At 37.5% G+C, this 15826-nt stretch carries 15 protein-coding genes; 5 read left to right on the forward strand and 10 right to left on the reverse strand.

The features are described from left to right. Window position 1: 1 nt before the first annotated feature. A complete protein-coding gene (locus tag AWM68_RS06315; RefSeq protein WP_156488321.1) occupies window positions 2-436 on the reverse strand; it encodes a hypothetical protein in 435 nt (144 codons plus the stop codon). A gap of 160 nt (window positions 437-596) precedes the next feature. Here AWM68_RS06315 and AWM68_RS06320 point away from each other — a divergent pair, with 160 nt between their 5' ends. Continuing rightward, entirely contained in the window at window positions 597-1904 is a 1308-nt protein-coding gene (locus AWM68_RS06320; protein ID WP_066238728.1) for an alkaline phosphatase family protein, read from the forward strand. Between the two features lie 229 nt (window positions 1905-2133). After that, a complete protein-coding gene (locus AWM68_RS06325) occupies window positions 2134-3405 on the forward strand; it encodes an MFS transporter (protein ID WP_066239260.1) in 1272 nt (423 codons plus the stop codon). Between the two features lie 33 nt (window positions 3406-3438). On the opposite strand, the gene AWM68_RS06330 is transcribed toward AWM68_RS06325, so the two are convergent. The 4 genes from AWM68_RS06330 to AWM68_RS06350 all read right to left on the reverse strand — a co-directional run bounded on the left by AWM68_RS06330 (window position 3439) and on the right by AWM68_RS06350 (window position 8035). After that, window positions 3439-5574: a YhgE/Pip family protein gene (locus AWM68_RS06330; protein WP_066238731.1), complete on the reverse strand. Its 2136-nt coding sequence runs from the start codon at window positions 5572-5574 to the stop codon at window positions 3439-3441. A gap of 240 nt (window positions 5575-5814) precedes the next feature. Further along, on the reverse strand, window positions 5815-6150 hold the full coding sequence (locus AWM68_RS06335; protein ID WP_066238734.1) for a spore coat protein: 336 nt from the start codon (window positions 6148-6150) through the stop codon (window positions 5815-5817). Between the two features lie 14 nt (window positions 6151-6164). Then, complete coding sequence (locus AWM68_RS06340) at window positions 6165-6449, reverse strand: hypothetical protein (protein ID WP_066238737.1); 285 nt, start codon at window positions 6447-6449, stop codon at window positions 6165-6167. A gap of 395 nt (window positions 6450-6844) precedes the next feature. Next, window positions 6845-8035 carry a M14 family zinc carboxypeptidase gene (locus AWM68_RS06350; RefSeq protein WP_082820596.1) on the reverse strand — a complete coding sequence of 397 codons (1191 nt, stop codon included), beginning with the start codon at window positions 8033-8035 and terminating at the stop codon, window positions 6845-6847. Between the two features lie 255 nt (window positions 8036-8290). Here AWM68_RS06350 and AWM68_RS06355 point away from each other — a divergent pair, with 255 nt between their 5' ends. Both AWM68_RS06355 and AWM68_RS06360 read left to right on the forward strand, forming a co-directional pair. Beyond that, window positions 8291-9190 (forward strand): formate/nitrite transporter family protein, encoded by a 900-nt coding sequence (locus AWM68_RS06355; RefSeq protein WP_066238743.1) that lies wholly within the window; start codon window positions 8291-8293, stop codon window positions 9188-9190. Between the two features lie 181 nt (window positions 9191-9371). Beyond that, window positions 9372-10277: a DMT family transporter gene (locus AWM68_RS06360; protein ID WP_066238746.1), complete on the forward strand. Its 906-nt coding sequence runs from the start codon at window positions 9372-9374 to the stop codon at window positions 10275-10277. A 33-nt stretch (window positions 10278-10310) separates the two neighbouring features. On the opposite strand, the gene AWM68_RS06365 is transcribed toward AWM68_RS06360, so the two are convergent. From AWM68_RS06365 to AWM68_RS06380, 4 genes are all read right to left on the reverse strand, one after another. After that, window positions 10311-11045: an amino acid ABC transporter ATP-binding protein gene (locus AWM68_RS06365; RefSeq protein ID WP_066238749.1), complete on the reverse strand. Its 735-nt coding sequence runs from the start codon at window positions 11043-11045 to the stop codon at window positions 10311-10313. Between the two features lie 12 nt (window positions 11046-11057). Continuing rightward, on the reverse strand, window positions 11058-11717 hold the full coding sequence (locus tag AWM68_RS06370) for an amino acid ABC transporter permease (protein WP_066238751.1): 660 nt from the start codon (window positions 11715-11717) through the stop codon (window positions 11058-11060). A 99-nt stretch (window positions 11718-11816) separates the two neighbouring features. Further along, window positions 11817-12602, reverse strand: coding sequence for a transporter substrate-binding domain-containing protein (locus tag AWM68_RS06375; protein ID WP_197468138.1), 786 nt, complete (start codon window positions 12600-12602; stop codon window positions 11817-11819). A 217-nt stretch (window positions 12603-12819) separates the two neighbouring features. Next, on the reverse strand, window positions 12820-14640 hold the full coding sequence (locus AWM68_RS06380; RefSeq protein WP_066238755.1) for a PAS domain S-box protein: 1821 nt from the start codon (window positions 14638-14640) through the stop codon (window positions 12820-12822). Window positions 14641-14985: 345 nt separating this feature from the next. On the opposite strand from AWM68_RS06380, the gene AWM68_RS21305 reads away from it, so the two are divergent. Then, complete coding sequence (locus AWM68_RS21305; protein ID WP_156488322.1) at window positions 14986-15336, forward strand: hypothetical protein; 351 nt, start codon at window positions 14986-14988, stop codon at window positions 15334-15336. 100 nt (window positions 15337-15436) lie between these two features. On the opposite strand, the gene AWM68_RS06390 is transcribed toward AWM68_RS21305, so the two are convergent. Further along, window positions 15437-15748, reverse strand: a complete 312-nt coding sequence (locus AWM68_RS06390) for a hypothetical protein (RefSeq protein ID WP_231868384.1) — start codon at window positions 15746-15748, stop codon at window positions 15437-15439. Window positions 15749-15826: the final 78 nt, after the last annotated feature.

The raw sequence follows: 15826 nt of genomic DNA on the forward strand, positions 1-15826 counted from the left end.
ATTAAGGGCTTTTTTTGTTCGTACTTTTTTTCTTAACCTCATTTAATGCTACTACTTTCAATGCCATTAGCTCTTCATCAGTAACCTTTTCTAACAGTTTTTCATACACAGCAAGCTTTTCTTTTTCGTTTAAACCTTTGCTTACTTTCTCTCTAATGCTAGCTAGTTCTTGAATGGAATATCGATCAGAGATAAACGATACTGCTTCTTTCTTTGTTGTAAAAGGAAGATTCTTTTTAGGAACCTCCCCTGTTTCAATGTACTTTCGTATTTCCGGGTCCTCCAAAAGTTTGTTGATTTCTCCTTCATCTGAGGTTAGTTCTTTTGATATTTCATTCATTGCTTTTTCAGATGCGTAATCCATTGTGTACAAATAGCCCGTAACACCTATTACGATAAAAAACATAAATACGACACCTAACCACCATTTAATCACGCTATCACCCGTTCATAATGAGATACTTCATTCATAACACAACTTACATATTTCGGAAAGGATTATTAATTTATTACATACAGACTTTACACTCGTTTCTTTTTTCATGTGCTATGATTTACCATAGAGTGGATGATCTTAGTATTTCTGGAGGAATGTTATGTCTCGTCTTACCGATCACTTAGTCGTAATTTCTTTTGATTGTTTATCTTCTCTTGATTTTCCTATGTTGGAGCAGCTTCCACATTTTAAAGATTTCCTGAAGCGCGGTTCGCGCTGTAAACAAGTAGAAACGATATACCCTTCTGTCACATACCCTTGTCATACAACGATTGTGACTGGTAATTATCCGAAGAACCATGGGGTCGTTAACAATACGTTTCTTCAACCAGGAAGAGTGTCTCCAGATTGGTATTGGCACCGCAAACATGTACGTGGAACAACTTTATATGATGAAGCAAAAAAAGCAGGGATGAAAACTGCTGCTTTATTATGGCCTGTTACCGCTAGAGCAAACATCGATTATAATATGCCTGAAATTTTTGCGAACCGAAAATATCATCATCAAATTCCGGTTTCGCTCATAAATGGCAGCAAACGATATCAACTAGATATGAACCGGCGATTTGGTCATTTGCGAAACGGATTGAATCAGCCAGAACTCGATGATTTCGTGTTAGCGTCCACTGTACATACCATTAAAAATAAAAAACCGCAGCTTATACTTGTACATTTCGTTGATCTCGATTCACAAAGACATTATCATGGCTTTTCTTCAAAAGAAGCGATGGATGCCCTAAAACGGCATGACAACCGTCTCGGAAAAATCGTTCAGGCCTTAAAAGATGCTGAAATTTATAATGACACAACAATCGCTGTCTTGGGTGATCATAGCGCTTTAGATGAATCCAAAGCGATTAAACTCAACGTGCTGTTTAGAGAGCATCGCTTAATTGAAGTCGATGCAAAGGGCAAGCTTAAAAATTGGAAAGCCTTCTGCAAAAGTTGTGACGGGTCAGCATATATTTACGTAAAGAATGCTTCAGACTCACATACAAAGGAGGTAGTAAAGAGACTGCTAGAGAATTTAGTACATGATGAAACAAAAGGCATCGAAAGGGTTTTCAGCCAAAAAGAAGCAGCGACAATGGGCGCTGATGAGAATTGTTCTTTTATGGTAGAAGCAAGACGCGGCTTTTATTTTAACGAGGAATGTGAAGGAACATTGTTACATGAAATAACAGATCGGGATGTTAGAGCAAAACGGTATACACATGCCTGCCATGGTTATTCTCCCGAAAAAGAAGACTATACGACTATTTTTATGTTAGCAGGTAAAGGAATACAGCAGAATGCCGTTGTTCCCTCTATGCATTTAGTTGATGAAGGACCTACATTTGCAAGATTGTTAGGTCTTAACCTTGGCCAAACAGATGGACAGGTTATAGAGCTATTTTTAACTTCTTAATTAGCTAAAAATTAAGGCTTTTTCTAACAGATTGTTTCTTTAAACCTCATTTGAAGGTGGGAGACTCCTACGGGACAGGCGGGCAGGTGAGACACTTAAAAGTGAAACGTTAAGAATGTGGCTCACCGCCTGCCCCGAGGAAAGCGAGCACCTGAACGGAAATCAACCACTTTCAAAAACAACAAAGTTTACGGAACTGCCAAAATCTCCAATAGAAAGGACAAAACCTATGAAACGGTTTACGAGGGAAGAAAACAGCTGGATGTATTATGATTGGGCAATTTCAGCTTATTCCATTATTATATCGACCGCTGTATTTCCATTATTCTTTAAAGCTTCTGCTACAAAAGCAGGAATAAGTCCATCTGATTCAACTGCCTATCTTGGTTATACAATTGCCATTGCAACGTTTATTTTAGCGATGCTTAGTCCAGTACTCGGAACAATCGCTGATTATAGAGGGCTTAAGAAAAAGTTCTTTACCTTCTTTTTTGTACTCGGTCTTGTATCTACTGCAACTCTTGCCTTTATTCCAAGTGATCAATGGCTGCTCTTATTAGCCTGTTATACGCTGACCGCAATAGGTTCTAGTGGATCAAATGTCTTTTATGATGCTTTTATTGTCGATGTGACCTCAGAGGAAAGAATGAACAGAGTTTCGTCGCGAGGCTTTGGATTAGGGTATATTGGAAGCACGATTCCTTTCTTAATCAGTATTGCTATTATTGTATTATCCCAAAATGAAGTGCTTCCGATCTCAACAACGTTTGCAAGTAAGCTAGCTTTTCTGATTACTGCTATCTGGTGGGGAATATTTACCATTCCTATGCTTAAGAACGTGTACCAAAAATACGGGATTGAACGTGAACCAAAACCGATTCGTAATAGCTTTAAACGATTGGGCAGCACGTTAAAAGAAATTCGAAAATACCGAGCACTGTTTTTATTCTTACTGGCATATTTCTTTTACATTGATGGAGTGGGTACGATTATCACCATGTCTACTGCTTACGGATCAGATTTAGGGATCAGTTCTACGAGCCTATTAATCATCCTTTTTGTCACCCAAGTGGTTGCAGCCCCTTTTGCCATCTTATATGGAAGATTAGCTGAGAGATTTACAGGTAAGAAGATGCTTTATGTAGGGATTGCCGTCTATATTGTGGTTTGTATTTATGCTTATTTCCTAAAAACGACATTAGATTTTTGGATATTAGCCATGCTTGTTGCAACTTCTCAAGGCGGCATTCAAGCTTTAAGCCGTGCTTATTTCGCGAAACTTGTGCCAAAGGAAAATTCGAATGAGTTTTTTGGGTTCTACAACATTTTCGGTAAGTTTGCTTCCATTATGGGACCATTATTGATAGCAGTGACAGCCCAAATCACTGGCAACTCATCGAGTGCTGTGTTCAGCCTAGTCATTCTATTCATCATCGGGATAACGATTCTGATGTTTGTACCCGAACCAAAAGTAGATTCTTCACATACAATCAGTGCATAGAAAAAACTGCTCATAATCAGAGCAGTTTCTTTTTTATGCTGTCACTTCCCTATTAACCTCTTGCACTCTATCTTTTTTAATCGTAAATACTACAAAAGCCAAGACTGTAAAAATGATAAAGAACGTTAGCAAGATTGTTATGTTATATACTGCAGCACCAAAATCATTTAACGAAATGACTGATTTAAACCCTGCGATTGAGTAAGTAAAAGGCAAGAATTCGCTTATATTTCTTAAGTTTTCAGGCAGCATTTCAATCGGAAGGTTTGCACCTGTTATTGAGAGCTGCATGATGACCAGACCTAATGCAATGAATCTTCCTACGTTTCCACCGAGAGCAGCTAAAAATAATACAATAGAAGAAAACGTAATGCTGACGATCAGTGCAAATAATATCAATCCTCCTTGATTACTAACGTTCACCTTTAAAATAAATAACACTAGAATAAGCAGCAGGATTGATTGGACAATAGCAAATGTAGCTAAGTGAATAAACTTAACAAAGAACCAGCTAAAACTTGAAATAGTGTCAGGCTTTTTAAAATTAATAAACAGCGACATAATTAATATCCCGACAAATAGTCCAAGAGTAATGACGTATGGAGCCGTAGAATCTCGATAGTGTTCATATTCATTCACTTTTTGGCTTTTGAGCTTCACCGGTGATGAAAACATATTAATATTATCGTTTTCTGTGTTCAAATTCCCGGTCTTTTCTGCACCCGACTTCAGGCCGGACGTAAGTTTTTTACTGCCCTCATTTAATTTGCCTGCACCGTCATTTAATTTTGATGTTCCTTGTGAAAGTTTTCGCCATCCTTCATCCACTTTGCTGTTCCCATCTGAGATCTTTGCTGCCCCAGAATCTAATCTTGTAACGCCTGATATGAGTTCATTCCATCCCTTATCAACAGCAGCGTTCCCATCCGCAATCTGTTTGGCACCTGCTTCAAGTTTTCCTGCTCCCTGATGGAGTTTGGTTTGTCCTGCTACGAGCTGATTAAGACCATTATTTAAATTCACTGTCCCAGGAGCTAAGTTATTTGCAATACCATCCGCTACCGACACAGCACCTTCTTTTAAAGCTACTGATTTGGTTGATAGATTATTTAATCCACTTGAAATTTCATTCGCTCCATCTAGAATCTGCTGATAATAAGGTCCTATATTAACCGTTGGATTGGCTTTTTTATATTCTTCTAAACCCGCAACTAGCCGTTCTGCACCAGCTGCGAGTTTTGCAGATCCATCTTTAAGACGGCCTGTCCCATCGGCTACTTTTCTGCTACCCGGTACCAATCGCTCTGCAACTCCCGTTTTCAGTTCCTCACTTCCTGCTTCCGCTTTTTCTAACCCATCTAAAAGTTGGGAAGAACCATTTGATAAGGTAACTAATCCTCCATGAAGCTGTTCTGAACCTTGAGCTAATTTATGAATATCATTAGACTTTCCATTCAAACTCTGAAGTAAGAGTCCTGTCCCGCTTTTAAGCTCTTTTGTTCCATTCGCTAGCTTTGTAATATCAGATTGTTTGGAAGTTACAGATGCCGCTAACTCGTTAGTGCCTTTATGAAGCTGGTCGGTTCCATTCGAAATCTGTGAAGATCCGTCCGCAGCTTTCCCAAAACCTTCTGAGACTTCTCCTAAACTGGCAAACATGTTCGTTACGTATTTCTGAGTAATGGTATCAGCTAATTTCTCACGCATTCTTTGGGTAGCTGTTTCTGTGACTTTGGAAGCTAAAAAATTTAATCCTTCGTTTTGGATATACTCTAACTCAAGTTTTTTAGGGTGTGGATCCAATACGGTTGTTACCCTTTCAGAAAAATCTTCTGGAATGATAATGGCCATGTAATAGTCGTTTCTCTGAAGTCCTTTCATAGCTTCGGTCGAATTAACGAATTTCCAACCTAAATCTTTCCCCTTTTTCATATTGGCAACTAGATCATCACCGACATGGATCGCTTGATTCCCCGCTATCGCACCTTTGTCATTATTAACAACGGCAACAGGCAAGTTAGAGAGATGATCATAAGGCCCCCACGTTGCAGATAAAAGAATACCGCCGTAAACAACAGGAACGAGCAATGCTGCAATAACAGAAAGCAAAATGCCTTTGTTTGCAGCAAGTTTTGCAAACTCAATAGAAAGCAGCTTACCAATATTCATTTTGATTCCCTCCAAATATACGTCGACTTCAAAATGAATGAGCAGCCATTCATTTAATTAACATAATATTCAAATAATAAATATAAAGCCAGTAAATCTCTGAAAACACATAATTTGTACTATCCCTGCTACACAAAAAGTAGTATATCAATATATCAAGAGGATAGTACGTTATACATAAAAAAAGCTTCGACTTCATTACTGAAGTCAAAGCGTAGGATATCACTCTATAAAATAGGATTATTGTGTGGGTCCCTGATGTGGAAACTGATTCATATAGTTTGAAAATTGCTGATACGTTTGCTGCATCTTTTGAGTTTCAGCTGCCTCAAGTGCATACCAGCCCTTTTTAAACATCATATTATACAGCTCTCTTTGCATGTTTTGCGTTTCATTAAATATAGCAAGAAGATCCTGATAAAGCGCATTATGACTAGCTTCGTTCAACGCTGTTGAATAAGAATTAGTCATGTATTTTTCGTAAGAAAGAATATCATTGATATAATCTCTGTCATTCATCTGAGGAGTTTTTGGCACCGTTGATTCTGGGTTTTTGATTTTGTTTAATTGATCCATAAGCAATCTCCTTTCTAGTTCTGCAATCCAGCTTGAGACTGGTTATTCATTGTTTGTTGCCCTGAAATATGGTTGATGATGCGCTTATAGTGGCTTTCATGCATCTGGCAAGCTTTTTCGATTACAGTCTTGATCTCTGGATCCTGACATTGATTAGCCATAAAGTGTGCTTTTTTCATTCCAAGTAAGTTCCATGAAAGCATGTCCATCACATAAGTTAAATCTTTGCCTGTAATCACTTGTGGCGGCGTTTGAAATACAGGCTGATTCTGTGCTTGATTCTGTTTCTGTTGTTGCATATAAGAGCCTCCTTCATATATTTACCACATTATCTTTCCTTCGTTATTGGTGTTTATTCGTAAAGAATTTAAAAAGGGGCATTTTCGGGTACTGAAACGAGTCGTTTCATATACCTGGAGGGGCATCCAGATCGGCCAATCCAAAAGTTTCGGCACAGTATCCAGAAATTTCGGCTGTTTATCCACGAAATTTGCCTCTAAATCCAAAAGTTTTTGCCTTTTATCCGCGAGTCTACAATCCTCGACATATTTTGCGTGCCCTAACCCCCTCAATGTGTCTGGAAAGAGCGATTGCAAGTAGCTCGCCACACTTTATCGAATGGCGGTCTAGAGCCGTTTAATTCAAAAAAAAGCAAAAAAACAAGCAGCCTTTTCACCGCTTGTTTTTCATTTACTTATTTTATAATCCATTTTGGCCCAAGTATCGTTTGTATGCGATAAAAGTTTCCATACGTTGCATTCACTTTATAAGTTCCAGGATATAGACTCGCTGCTGCCATCTTGTGATTGACATTCGGCCGATCATGCAATGGTACCTTTTGAGTGAGCGTTATCGTTTTAGTTAGAGGTGTAATCCGCTTTTCCCAGCGTTTGTCTCCTTCTATTGCCATATAAAGTCCAGCTTTTTTATTCCTTGCCCATTCTTCAGGAAAAATGGAGATTGGAGGATTAGTTTCACCTGCATATGGAGCTAGTTCAAATGTAAAACCTGGCCGCTTGAATGTTTGAATAAACCAATCTTTATAACCTCCGCCGCTTGATAAATTTGTATCAGGTGGAATCAGTCTATAGCCTGTCATATTACTGAGCGCTGTCCCGAGTGTCTGATCTCCTTCAAATGTATTTGTTCCATAATTAAAGTGGTAATACAAAATTCTCCCTGCTGTATGATAAGAATTCGTAATTTCAGGGTCAACTAAATAGGTAAGAGCAGAAACCGCTTTTGTTTCTGACGTTACGAGAGGTGCTGTTCCTTTATAATCTTTGTAGGAAGGTGAGTTCGCATTATTATTGATAGATTCCCAGCGCGCTGGATATTGCCTATTCAGGTCGATGCCCTGGGCATTAGATTTCCACCTTTTAAAATCTTTACTTCCGCCATTCATCTTGATGAGGTTAGCATGTGCGGTAGATGGAAAGGCAGATAATCCCTTTTGCTGAAGCGTAACACCATCTGGATTAGTCATCGGAACGAACCAGATTGACGTATTGTTTAGTACATGTGCCACATTATAGCCATCCATCGTAGCATTCAATATGTATTTTTCACTATATTGGTCAATCATTTCCATTACGATATTCGTCGTAAGCCATTCTCTGGCGTGATGTGAAGCGTTATACATAACAGTCGCATCCCCTCTGCCAAGCTTCACTGCCCAAATATCTCTTCCATATGGCGTTTTGCCGAGTGAGCGGTATTGGACTAGCCCCGGATACTTTTCTGCGAGTGTTTTGATATTACTTGTCATCGTTTCATATGTATACGTCTGATTCGGATTAACGTAACTGGCAGCTTCAATTTTATTATTCCAACAAGATAGGCTAACAAGCAGCGTCCCCATAAACAACATAAATCCCTTTTTCAAAAAATTCTCTCCTTCCACACCCTATTATTATGTAAATATATTAATAGTATAGATAAATGTAGATATTGCTTCGCATGAGGATAGTCGCCATTACTGTTTCAATTTGTTTACTGAAAATAAGTCCAATTTCATAAAAATTTGGTATTTAAAAACAAAAGAAAGTGAGAATATAAAATTTTAAAGAAAATTGTTTTGATTGTTTTAGTTTATGGGAAAAGTAGTATGGCGGAGATGACAAAATATGAGGGAATGTGAATGAAAATAAATAGTGATACGGGTCATAATAAAAAAGCGGATATACCTGATCGGCAGTACTTTTTCCCAGTTCAGATCATTGAATACTTTATTGAAGAAGGCAAAGCTTCGTTACAGATCACCAACTTGGCTCAATTAATACTGTCTTTCATGGCAGGAGCATTTATTGCGTTTGGGGCTCTAGGTTCCGTGCTCTTATCGATGAATGTAGATACACCAGGACCATATAACCTTTTAGCAGGTGTTGGATTTGCTATAGGTTATGCCATGATCTTTTTGTCAGGCTCTATCCTTTTTACAGAGATTAATATTCTTTTGCCAACTTATATTTTACAAAGTAAGTTTTGGATCAGTAGAAAGGTCCTTCGATTTTGGGGCATTTGTTACATTGGAAATTTTCTCGGAGCCTTATTTGTAGGATTTCTTTTAAACCTTTCCGGATCATTAGATAAAGAATTTTATGACGGACTTTTAAAATTCATGGAAAAGAAGATGCAATTTACAGATCGAGGGACATGGGGATGGTTTCAGGTTCTGTTCTCTGGAATTCTCGCTAACTGGCTTATCGGTATTGCAGCCGTTCTGGCTACTGCAGCCCGTGATGTCATGGGAAAAATATTTGGGATCTTATTACCTGTTATTATTTTTGAAGCCGGAAATTTTCAGCATGCTGTTGCAAACATGGGATACTTTAGTATTACGGTTCTAGAAGGCTTCGAATACAGCTGGTATGAGTTTATTTTTCTAAATTTAATACCTGCCTCGATCGGAAACCTTATTGGAGGGGGTATATTGGTGTCCCTCTTACTTTCATTTGCTTTTAAAGAAGATATTGATGATGACATCGTAAAAGAGGAAGAAGAGGAAGTGGAGAAGATCACTGATAAAATGAATAAATAGTTCAAACGTAAACACTTTTATTGTTATGTACAGTAAAGGTGTTTTTTGTTAGAGTTCAATTAAGAGCAGCTATAAAAAAAGCTTTGTTAACTAAAATGATCTGCAACAATAAAGCTTGGACGAACGAGACTTGGTAGTAAGCAACGAAGCAATGATTAACATCAGAAAAGGATGAACGGGTTTGCCTTATACAAGAATTGCTTTTTTATATGTAGCTATAGGTGCTTCACTTTGGGGAATCATCGGTTTTTTCGTAAAAGAATTAGCAGATTACGGTTATACGTCTTTACAGATCGTTTATTTGAGAGCGGCAAGTGCGTTTCTATTGTTTCTCATTTGGATCTTGATTCAACAACCTGCTCTTTTGAAAATCAAACCGGCTGATGCTTGGTATTTTTTAGGTACTGGGGTCTTAAGCGTCTCCTTTTTTAATTGGTGCTATTTCACCACAATTCAAACCTCTTCACTAGCCGTTGCTGCTATTTTGTTATATACAGCTCCCGCTTTTGTACTTGTAATCTCTGTTTTTGTATTTAAAGAACGGTTAACACGTCAAAAAGGATATGCCCTATCTGCAACATTTCTCGGATGTATTTTAGTTTCTGGTTTATTTTCAGCACAACTTGAACTCTCTATGAAAAGCTTATGGATAGGATTAGGAGCAGGGTTTGGTTATTCGCTTTATAGTATTTTCGGCAAACTCGCTAGCAAGAAATACAAAACATTAACCATTAGTTTTTACACTTTTTTATTTGCGATGATCGCCCTTTTTCCAATGAGTGATATATCGTCTACTAAAGTGAATATGTTCGATCCAACTGTCATACTAAACATTATTGGATTAGGATTGTTTCCTACCGTACTCGCTTATTGGTTTTATACACAAGGATTAAAACAGCTCGAAGCCAGTAAAGCAGCGATAATATCTACGGTTGAACCTGTTGTAGCAACCATAATGGGTTTTGTATTATACAATGAATCTGTTTCCTTCATTCAAGCGGTAGGTATATTGCTCGTTCTCGGCGCAGTCCTATTCATTCAAGAACGAAAACCAAAAGTCATGAAAGCAATAACAAATTCACAATAAAAAGGTGCAGCATGAGAGCTGCACCTTCTGTTTTTACAGGATTGAACTTAAAAAGTCTTTCGTTCGCTGTTCTTTTGGATTATTAAACAGCTCATCTGGTTTTCCTCTTTCCCAGATTTGACCGTCATGCATATATACAACTTCGTCTGCCACTTCTTTGGCAAATCCCATTTCATGTGTAACCACAACCATCGTCATGCCTTCTTGCGCTAGTTCCTTCATGGTCGCTAATACTTCTCCAACAAGCTCGGGATCGAGAGCTGAAGTAGGCTCATCAAACAGCATGATATCTGGTTTCATGGCAAGTGCCCTTGCGATTGCTACACGTTGTTTTTGCCCACCTGATAGTTTTGCAGGATACACATCTGCTTTATCCGACAACCCCACTTTACCGAGTAAGGAAATTGCCTCTTTCTTCGCTTCAGCTTTATTCAATTTTTTCACGAGAACTGGAGCTTCCATAACATTTTCTAGTACTGTTTTGTGCGGGAACAAATTAAAGTGCTGAAAGACCATCCCAACTCGTTGTCGAACTTCATTTAGGTTATGTGATTTGGGGTCTATTTCTTCTCCTTCAATCACAATCTTCCCGCCGTTTTTAATCTCCAGGAAATTGATACACCGAAGCAATGTACTCTTTCCAGATCCACTGGCTCCGATTAATACAACAACATCACTTTCATGTACTTCTAAATTCACTTCTTTTAATACTTCTAATTCACCAAAACTCTTCTTCAGGTTCTCAATACGTATCATTTCTTTTTTCATAGAATTCGCCTCCTATTCCCCAGCTGAAAGTTTCTTTTCTAACAGATTAACGAGTAGTGTGAAAAGAAGGACGAGTATTAGATAATAGAACCCAACAATAATTAAGTACGTCATTTCGTCAAACGTTCTGGATCCTTGGGTCGTTGCAATGCTGAACAATTCGTTCAGTGCGATAAAAGAAGCGAGAGAAGAATCCTTTAATCCAATAATAAATTGATTTCCAAGTGGCGGAAGAGCTCTTTTAAAGGCTTGCGGCAAGATGATTCTTCTCATTGTTAAACCATATGTCATTCCGAGAGAGCGTCCAGCCTCCATTTGGCCTTTATCAACAGATTGGATGGATCCTCTAAAAATCTCAGCAATATAAGCACCATTGTGCATGGCAAGTCCAAAAGCAGCAGACCAGAACGCTGAAATCCCCAGTTCAGCAAGTCCAAAATAGAAGATGAAAATCTGAACGATTAAGGGTGTTCCACGAATAAGTGCAATATAAATATTGGCGATCCAATTTAGGATCTTGATTCCTGAAATTTTAAATAGAGCAAAAACAAGTCCGATACCTGTCCCAATTAAAATGGAAACAAAGGTAAGTTTCAGCGTTATCCAGAGTCCTTTTATGAACAGCGGATAACTTTCTATCAATACATCTAAAATATGTGCGAGATCAAACATGCCTTAATCCTCCCCTTTTCTTCTCTTTTTAAAGGTTGTTACAGTGTGATATAAAGAAAGCCGTCCTGCAATTCAAGCACATGCGGACGGCTCACACCATTATTCAGGCTTTTTTGTGATATCTGCACCGATGTATTCTTTACTAATTTTTTCAAGTTCTCCATTATCTTTCAATTTCTTTAAAGCTTTGTTGATTGCTTTTAGCAATTCTTTATCTTCTTTTTTAACTGCTATTGCCTGTTCACTCGTACCAAGCTGCTCTTGTTCAACGATCTTAAAACCTTTTTCGATCGCTTGTTTTCCTGTAATAGCATCAGTAATAACAGCGTCATGCTTTCCTTCACTTAGCGCGCGTAATGCTGTAGCATCACTGTCATAATTTTTAATTTGGTCTGTAAAATCCTGTGCGGATTTTTCATAGGTAGAACCTTTTGAAACAGCAACTTCTTTTCCTTTTAAATCTTCTTTCGTTTTAATATCACTATCTGGTCTTGTAAATATAACAGGACCTGAATAATAATATGGCTCGCTAAAATTCACTGCTTGCTTGCGGTCTTCAGTGATTGTATGGCTTGCCACTGCTGCGTCAAAACGATCTGCCTTTATTGCCGAAACAGCGCCATGAAATTTGAATTTCTCTGGAACGGCTTTTAAACCAAGTTCATCGGCTATGGCTTTTCCTACGGCTACATCAAAGCCCGTTAACTCACCATTGCTATCTACCGAACTAAATGGAGGAAATTCTCCCGAGACAATGTAATTGAACTCTCCATCATTTTTTAACTCGAGACCTCCGTCACTTGACTCACTGCTGCCACATGCAGCTAGTACAAACATTGAAAATACCACTACTAACATACTCATTTTCTTCTTGAAATCCTTCATTCTTATCCTCCTTGAATATCCCATTTGGTAATTCCCCTATTCATTTAGGGTAGCACGAATTTCTAACATTCTCAATTTTACGTCTATTTTAACCACTTAAAAAAATCAGACTTTTCATGCCTCTTATCTACTGTTACCCTTATTAAAAAACTCGTAAACACTTATTTAGCAAGCAAAAAAACGCCTTTCAGCCAGACTGAAACGCGCTTTTATTTTATTATGGCAAAAGTTTAGTAGGGAGCAGAATGGTAACGGTCGTTCCAATATCTAATATACTTTCAAACGTAATGTTGCCATGGTGATTTTCAATAATCTTCAAAGATACCATTAATCCCAAACCGATACCTTTTTCTTTGTTTGAATAAAATGGTTCTCCAAGTCTTGCAAGCCGATCTTCACCAATGCCAACACCTTGGTCTGTAACTTTTATATAAACATATCCTTCATCATACGAACCTGTCTCTACAAAGATTGTCCCCCCATTATGCATGGATTCGATCGCATTTTTAATAACATTTATAATGACCTGTTTGATCTGATTGCCTTCACAAAGTATTTGGGGAACATTCATGAAATGTGTTTCAAATTGAACATTGTTGAGGTTTGCTTCTGAATCAAGCAGCGTTATGCTTTGTTTTATAAAATCATTAACATCTCTTTGCTGAAAGAACGTTTCTTGGTGTGGTTTAGCTAATACTAAAAATTCAGTAATGATCGACTCGATTCTATCCATTTCTGATAAAATAATTTCACTGTGCAGATCTTCCATATCCGCTTTCATCAATTGGACAAATCCCTTAATGCTTGTAAGCGGATTACGAATCTCATGCGCAATCCCTGCAGCAAGTTCACCTACTACTGTCAATTTATCAGATTTTCTGAGGAGTTCTTCCTTTTCTTTGAGTTCAGTAATATCCTCTGAAATTCCTGCTATTCGATAGACTTCTGCTTGATCATTTATTATCGGAAACGCTCTTGTTCTAATCCAGCGTACTTTTTTATTTTTGTTTTGTATACGATATTCAATCTGAGATTCACTTTGTGCAATTAATTGAATAAACCCATTGACTGCCTCTTGATCTTCAGGGTGAACATCTGTAAATACAGAATCAAACGAAGCAGACTGTGTATCCCATATTTGTTCATAGGCTCTTGAGATGTATAGAAGCTTTTGTGTTTCGTAATCTTGCATCCAAAACACGTCTTTTGCGTTTTCAGCAAATTGGCGAAATCTTTCTTCGCTCTCCCGAAGTCCGAGTTCCATTCTTTTGCTTTCGGTTATATCTCTTGATACACCTACAATCCCCTCTACCTGACCTTGATCGTTTTTAATCGGGGAGAGAATGGCTTGGTAATAAAGACGTTCACCATTTCGAATATTGCTCCATTCATAAAATTGGGATTTCCCTTGTAAAACACGATGGCAGGCTTGTTCTTGACCTACTGCAATAGCATCTCCAAATACTTCTCGAATGGTCTTGCCTAAAAAGTAGGACGGCTTTACACCATGTTTCTCCATCCACTTTCCATAAATTCCTGTATGTACAAAATTTTGATCCAATGTAAAGACTGTGTCCTCCATAGAATCTACTAGTGAGTGAAATCGTTCTTGGCTGCGGTTTAATTCCTTTTCCAATACCTTTAACTTTTGATTGTCTGTAAGGGTAAGGACAAGGTTTTCTATTCTATTGTATGCATCCAAAATAGGGGTTATTGCTACGGATATCCACTTAATCATATCCGAGTTTTTACACATTATCTTAAGATCCATCTGATGAATTTTTTTCTTTTGCCTTGTAATTCGAAGTAAGATCTTTCTAAATGATTCTTTACTTTGTTCCATTAAGTTAAATGGGAGGTTATAAAGATATACACCTTCTACTTCCTCAGCAGACAGCTCTATTATACTGTACGCTTTTGTGTTCGCGTAAAGAATTATGCCGGATGGTTCTACAACGATAATTCCGCTATCCACGGCCTCATAAAAGGAATGCATCAGTTGTTTTCTATTCTGTAATTCAAACGAAGTTTCTCGCATAGGCTACATCCTTGTGGATTATTTTTAATATATATTTACAAGATTTGTCTTTTCTCTATTTTTCTATTAAATACAATAAATTACAAGAGTTAATTTTATAATGTGACGATTAAGACCATTTGCAGCACTAAAAATTCAGTTTGATTTACTTAACGTTTCTTCAGACATTACCATGTACATTTCATTTCTCGTGTAACAATCAAATCTATAAATAGGATTTATTTTATATTTTTTGAGGTAAAAAGATTTATATCCCTTTAGCCGATTTTTATAAACCCGCAAGTTAAGTTTCATAAAATACAAAATCATAGAATAGGGTAAATAATAAGGATATGGAGGTTGAAGATGATACTTTTTGCTATTGTTTGCTTACTTTCTTTCTATCTTTTAACAGCACGAGATTCAATAAAAGTAAAACAAGTGGTATGGCCCGTTTATGGAATAATAGGCTTGGCATGTATCATTAGTTTATTTACTTTGAATTCTGATACCGCAACGTATGTCTTTTGGGTAAGAGTATTTTTCTTGCTTTTAGCGGTACCCGTATTATCTTTAGTGATTCGCAAAGTATGGCAGCTTAGTTCGGGAACTTCTAATTGGATATCATACACAGTAACCATTCCCGTATCATTCCTTTTCGTCTTAACGCTCTGGTTATGCTGGAACATGTTCCCCATCTTGTTGTATATCTTCTAAATAAAAGGATTCGTATAGAGAAAAGAGCCTTAGGGAATACCCTAAGGCGCTTTCTTTGCTACAGTGTTTTGAGAGTCCTCTCCAGATGGACATAAATCAGCTATTTGTCTTTTTGCGGGGTCTGTCCCCCCTGCATGAGAGAAAGCACTTCTTTTACAATAGTATTGATCTTTTGGTTAATAAATTCATCTCCAAAGTTTTCTTTTGCTTGTTTGATTGCCGTAATTACATCTTCGTCATATTCAATTAAATCTTCATCATCTTCAGCTTCATTATATAAGTCAATCATGCTGTCTAATCCCTCTTGCATCCGGTCTATAGCTTCGCTGTATTTATCTCGATCCTCTTTATTGTATTTCACCTTAATCACCCATTCACAGCTTTTCCATCTATTTGTACTATCAAACTCCAAAACATGGCCACACGTGACTTTTTTCTCTATTTTTTCAAGTAAAAGTATACTATAATAATTTGGTTATTATTATCTTGA

It is taken from the genome of Fictibacillus phosphorivorans, assembly GCF_001619875.1.
Classification (GTDB): Bacteria; Bacillota; Bacilli; order Bacillales; family Fictibacillaceae; genus Fictibacillus; species Fictibacillus phosphorivorans_B.

Coding starts and splice junctions, on each gene's coding strand:
- AWM68_RS06320 (WP_066238728.1), top strand. CDS start 597: ATGTCTCGTCTTACCGATCACTTAGTCGTAATTTCTTTTGATTGTTTA.
- AWM68_RS06325 (WP_066239260.1), top strand. CDS start 2,134: ATGAAACGGTTTACGAGGGAAGAAAACAGCTGGATGTATTATGATTGG.
- AWM68_RS06330 (WP_066238731.1), bottom strand. CDS start 5,574: ATGAATATTGGTAAGCTGCTTTCTATTGAGTTTGCAAAACTTGCTGCA.
- AWM68_RS06335 (WP_066238734.1), bottom strand. CDS start 6,150: ATGGATCAATTAAACAAAATCAAAAACCCAGAATCAACGGTGCCAAAA.
- AWM68_RS06340 (WP_066238737.1), bottom strand. CDS start 6,449: ATGCAACAACAGAAACAGAATCAAGCACAGAATCAGCCTGTATTTCAA.
- AWM68_RS06355 (WP_066238743.1), top strand. CDS start 8,291: ATGAAAATAAATAGTGATACGGGTCATAATAAAAAAGCGGATATACCT.
- AWM68_RS06365 (WP_066238749.1), bottom strand. CDS start 11,045: ATGAAAAAAGAAATGATACGTATTGAGAACCTGAAGAAGAGTTTTGGT.
- AWM68_RS06370 (WP_066238751.1), bottom strand. CDS start 11,717: ATGTTTGATCTCGCACATATTTTAGATGTATTGATAGAAAGTTATCCG.
- AWM68_RS06375 (WP_197468138.1), bottom strand. CDS start 12,602: ATGAAGGATTTCAAGAAGAAAATGAGTATGTTAGTAGTGGTATTTTCA.
- AWM68_RS06380 (WP_066238755.1), bottom strand. CDS start 14,640: ATGCGAGAAACTTCGTTTGAATTACAGAATAGAAAACAACTGATGCAT.
- AWM68_RS21305 (WP_156488322.1), top strand. CDS start 14,986: ATGATACTTTTTGCTATTGTTTGCTTACTTTCTTTCTATCTTTTAACA.